This is a genomic window from Fusobacterium sp., assembly GCF_030528405.1.
GTDB lineage: Bacteria > Fusobacteriota > Fusobacteriia > Fusobacteriales > Fusobacteriaceae > Fusobacterium.
Window position 1 is genome coordinate 1 of the sequence record NZ_JAUMYY010000067.1, and the last position, 4,674, is coordinate 4,674.

Sequence of the window (4,674 nt, forward strand, 5' to 3'; positions counted from 1 at the left end):
ACTACATAAAAATTTATTTGATTTTTTCATCAACACCATTTGACACAGAGCCATTAAAATTAATATTATTAATTGAAAATTAGAATAACCCAGCTTCCAATTTGCAAAATGAAAATGAAAAAAATGAAAGTATAATGGTTTTGACAGAAAAGACTCTTATCATCTTCACTAATTCATTTGGTGAAATCCCTTTAAATATAATTAATGATATCACTTTGAATGGCTTTTCAAGTCATAGTTTAGAATTTAAAAACCAGTAAAGGAAACTTCAGTTGCTTATTGAATACAAATAATGACTCTAATAAAATTTTTGTCAATCTTATAAAAGAGTCCCTGAGTTTGCTTCTCTAATAACTTTAAGTGAAGTTAAATTATATAAAAAAGAATTTTAAATAACAATATAATCAAAAAACCCAGCCCAAAATATGGACTAGGTTTTAATTTTCTGAATCTTATTATTAGCTTATAGATGCTTCATAAATTCCTTCTATAGTTTTTCCTATTGTCGCATCGAACTCAGCATCAGTTTGTTGAGCTGATAATCCTTCTGTTAGAGCTCTTGAAAAGCTTGCTATAACTCCTTTATTTTTAGATAAGATATCATTTGCTTTCTCTCTTGAATATCCTCCCGATAATGCTACAACTCTAACTACTCTTGGATGTTTTGTAAATTCTTCATAGAAATTTTCAACTGTTGGTAAAGTAAGCTTTAACATTACATTAGAACTTTCTGGTAAAGTGTTTAAATGCTTTCTAATTTCATCTCTTAATATTTTTTCACATTCAACTTTGTCAACATTATTTATATCAACTTCTGGCTCTATTATAGGTACTAAACCAGCTGCAACTATTTGAGCTGCAACTTCAAATTGTTGTTTAACAACTCTTGCTATTCCTTCTGGAGAAGCTTTTTTTATTACAGAACGCATTTTTGTTCCAAAAATATGTCTTTCATTTGCTCTTTTTAATAAATCTGCAAGACCTGGATTATCTTTCATTGTTTGAACTCCATCAGCATCTAAATCATTAAGCCCTTTATCTATTTTTAAGAAAGGTAATACTTTCTTTTCTTCCCATAGGAAATCTGCAGTATATTTACCATCTATCTTACTATCCATAGTTTGCTCAAATAAAATTGCCCCTAATATTTTTTCTTGATTAAAAGCTGGACTTTTAATTATTCTTGTTCTCATTTTATGAATTAAATCAAACATTTCAGCCTCATTAGAGTATTCATTTTCATTTATTCCATAAAGTTTTAATGCTTTTGGAGTACTTCCTCCACTTTGATCTAATGCAGCTATAAATCCTTTTCCATTTCTCATCTTTTCTAATTTTTCGTTCATCTTCTCACTCCTTATAAAAAATCTATTTCAAATATTTTTTGATGTACATTAATTTCTTTTGCTATTAAAAGAAAATATTCTCATATATACTTTAACATATTTTTCTAAATTTTTAAATCTATATTTTTTATTTTTGGACAATGTTTATTTAATGAACTAAAAAAGTATAAATTTTAATTTATTTTAATATATACTTTTTATTTATATTATTAACCAGCAAAATTAAATATAGCTCTTATAAATCTCTTAAAAAATAAAGTAGATTTATAATTTCCTATATAAAAAAGGCTGTTGAACTTTAAATTAAGTCTACAACAGCCCATTTTATATTTCTTTTTTTCTAGAATAATCCAGAAATAGTTCCTTTTTCATCAATATCTATAACTTCTGCAGAAGGTTTCTTTGGTAATCCTGGCATATCTATTATATCTCCAGCCATAGCAATTACAAAACCTGCTCCAACTGCTAAACGAAGTTCATTTATAGTAACTTTAAAACCTGTAGGTCTTCCTAATAAAGCTGCATTATCAGAAATTGATTTTTGAGTCTTTGACATACATACTGGCAGATGATTTAAACCTTCTGCTTCTATTGTATCAAATACTTTTTTAGTAGCAGGAGCAAATACTACTCCGTCTGCTCCATAGATTTCTTTACATACTTTTTCTATTTTTTCTCTTACTGTCAATTCAGAAGGATAGAAATAATCAAATGTAGAATTATTGTTATCAATAGCTTTTAAAACTTTTTCAGCTAAATCTTTTCCACCCTCTCCACCTTTTGCCCAAACTTCACATAGAGAAACCTCTACTCCTAGTTTTGCACAATGCTCTTCTATAAATTTAGTTTCTTCTTCTGTATCTGTTACAAATTTATTTATTGCAACTACTAAAGGCAATTTATATTTTTTAGTTATATTTTCAATATGTTTATCTAAATTTTCCATTCCTTTTACTAAATCACCATTTCCATGATGTTTTAAAGCTCTAACTGTGGCAACTATAACTGCTGCATTTGGAGTTAATCCACCTAATCTACATTTTATATCTATGAATTTTTCTGCTCCTAAGTCAGCAGCAAATCCAGCTTCTGTTACAACATAGTCAGTTAATTTTAAAGCCATTTTTGTAGCAAGTATAGAATTACATCCATGAGCTATATTAGCAAATGGTCCACCATGTATAAATACTGGAGTATGCTCTAAAGTTTGAACTAAATTAGGTTTAATAGCCTCTTTTAATAGGGCAGCAACTGCTCCCTCTATTTTCAAATCTCCAACTCTTAGTAATTTACCATCTAAAGATGTAGCAAAAACTATATTCTTGATTTTTTCTTTTAACTCTGTTATTGAGTTAGATAGACAAAGTATAGCCATTATTTCTGAACCAACTGTTATTTGGAAAGAACTTTGTCTTGGATAGCCATTAGCTTTACCTCCAAGCCCTATAACTATATCTCTAAGAGCTCTATCATTCATATCTAAAACTCTTTTCCAGCTTATTTTTGTTATATCTATTCTTAATTCATTTCCTGAATTTAAATGATTATCTATGCAAGCTGCAACTAAATTGTGAGCTGCCCCTATAGCATGTAGATCTCCAGTAAAATGTAAGTTTATATCCTCCATTGGTACAACTTGTGAATATCCACCACCAGCTGCTCCTCCTTTCATACCAAAAACTGGTCCTAAAGATGGTTCTCTTATAGCTGCTGCAGATAATTTCCCTATTTTGTTTAAAGCTTGAGTAAGACCAATTGTCACAGTTGACTTCCCTTCTCCAGCTGGAGTCGGAGTTATAGCTGTAACTAATATCAATTTCCCGTTAGGCTTATCTTTTCTTTCTTCAAGAACATTTAAATTAACTTTTGCTTTGTATTTCCCATATTGCTCTATATCGTTTTCTGTAAGTCCTAGTTTTTTAGCAATTTCATTGATGTGTTCCATTTTTGTTGCTTGTGCAATTTGAATATCAGTCATACTTTAAAACCTCCATTTAAATAATTAAAATATACATTCTGCAATTATTAAAATCACTTTAAAAATTACATACAAAATATAATTGCATTACATTCATAATGTATCATAGCTTTTTAAATATTTCAACTTTAATTTATAAAAAATTTTTTTTACATAGACAAAGCCCTTAATTATGTTAAAATATATTAAAATAAAAATATTTTTATTGTAAAGATTTATATAGATTTGTTTTTTCAGCAATAAAAATTTTTTATATTATTACTTTATTCTATTTAGGAGGAAATAAAATGAAAAATACTAAAGTTTTATTTTATGATATAAAAAGTTATGATAAAGATTTTTTTACAAAATACAACAAAGATTATAATTTTGATATGACTTTTTTAAAAGTTAAGTTATCGGAAGAAACTGCTAAACTTTCAAAGGATTTTGATGTGGTCTGTGCCTTTGCAAATGACACAATTGATAAAGCTACAATTGATATAATGGCAGAGAATGGAGTTAAATTATTGGCAATGAGATGTGCTGGTTTTAATAATGTTTCTCTAAAAGATATTAAAAATAGATTTAAGGTAGTGAGAGTGCCTGCATATTCTCCATATTCTATAGCCGAGTATACTATGGGGCTAATTTTATCTCTCAATAGAAAAATACATAAGGCGTATGCTAGAACAAGAGAGGGAAATTTTTCTATAAATGGTTTTATTGGCTTTGATTTAAATCAAAAAACTGTAGGTATAATTGGTGCTGGAAAAATAGCTCAAATTTTAATAAAAATCTTAAAAGGTTTTGGTACTAGAGTCATATCATATGACCCCTTTCCAAATTACAAAGTTGCTGAAGAATTAGGTTTTGATTTTGTTGATTTAGATACCTTATATAAAGAATCCGATATCATATCTCTTAACTGCCCTTTGACACCAGAAACAAAATATATGATAAACAGACGTAGTATTGCAAAAATGAAAGAAGGGGTTATGCTAGTTAACACAGGTAGAGGTGCACTTATTGATTCGGCAGATTTAGTTGAAGGTTTAAAGGAAAAAAGAATTGGAGCTGCTGGACTGGATGTATATGAAGAAGAAGAAAATTATTTTTTTGAAGATAAATCAACTCAAATTATTGAAGATGATATCTTAGGAAGATTACTATCCTTCCATAATGTTTTAATAACTTCACACCAAGCTTATTTCACTCAGGAGGCTGTTGAAGCAATAACAAAAACTACTCTTCAAAATATTCAAGATTTCTTAGATGGAAAAGAATTGATAAATGAAGTTAGCCAAAATTAAAGGTATATAAAAAAAGCCGATTGGAGATTTTTAAAAAATCTATTCCAATCGGCTGATT

3 protein-coding genes are annotated in these 4,674 nt (G+C 28.3%); 1 reads left to right on the plus strand and 2 read right to left on the minus strand.

Annotation, left to right across the window (positions count from 1 at the left end):
* Window positions 1–458 precede the first annotated feature (458 nt).
* Both Q4A58_RS07910 and Q4A58_RS07915 read right to left on the minus strand, forming a co-directional pair.
* Window positions 459–1,346 (minus strand): fructose bisphosphate aldolase, encoded by an 888-nt coding sequence (locus tag Q4A58_RS07910; RefSeq protein ID WP_303118134.1) that lies wholly within the window; start codon window positions 1,344–1,346, stop codon window positions 459–461.
* A gap of 340 nt (window positions 1,347–1,686) precedes the next feature.
* Entirely contained in the window at window positions 1,687–3,324 is a 1,638-nt protein-coding gene (locus Q4A58_RS07915) for a formate--tetrahydrofolate ligase (RefSeq protein WP_303118135.1), read from the minus strand.
* 287 nt (window positions 3,325–3,611) lie between these two features.
* Between Q4A58_RS07915 and Q4A58_RS07920 the strand changes: the two genes are divergently transcribed.
* A complete protein-coding gene (locus tag Q4A58_RS07920) occupies window positions 3,612–4,616 on the plus strand; it encodes a 2-hydroxyacid dehydrogenase (protein ID WP_303118136.1) in 1,005 nt (334 codons plus the stop codon).
* Window positions 4,617–4,674 lie beyond the last annotated feature (58 nt).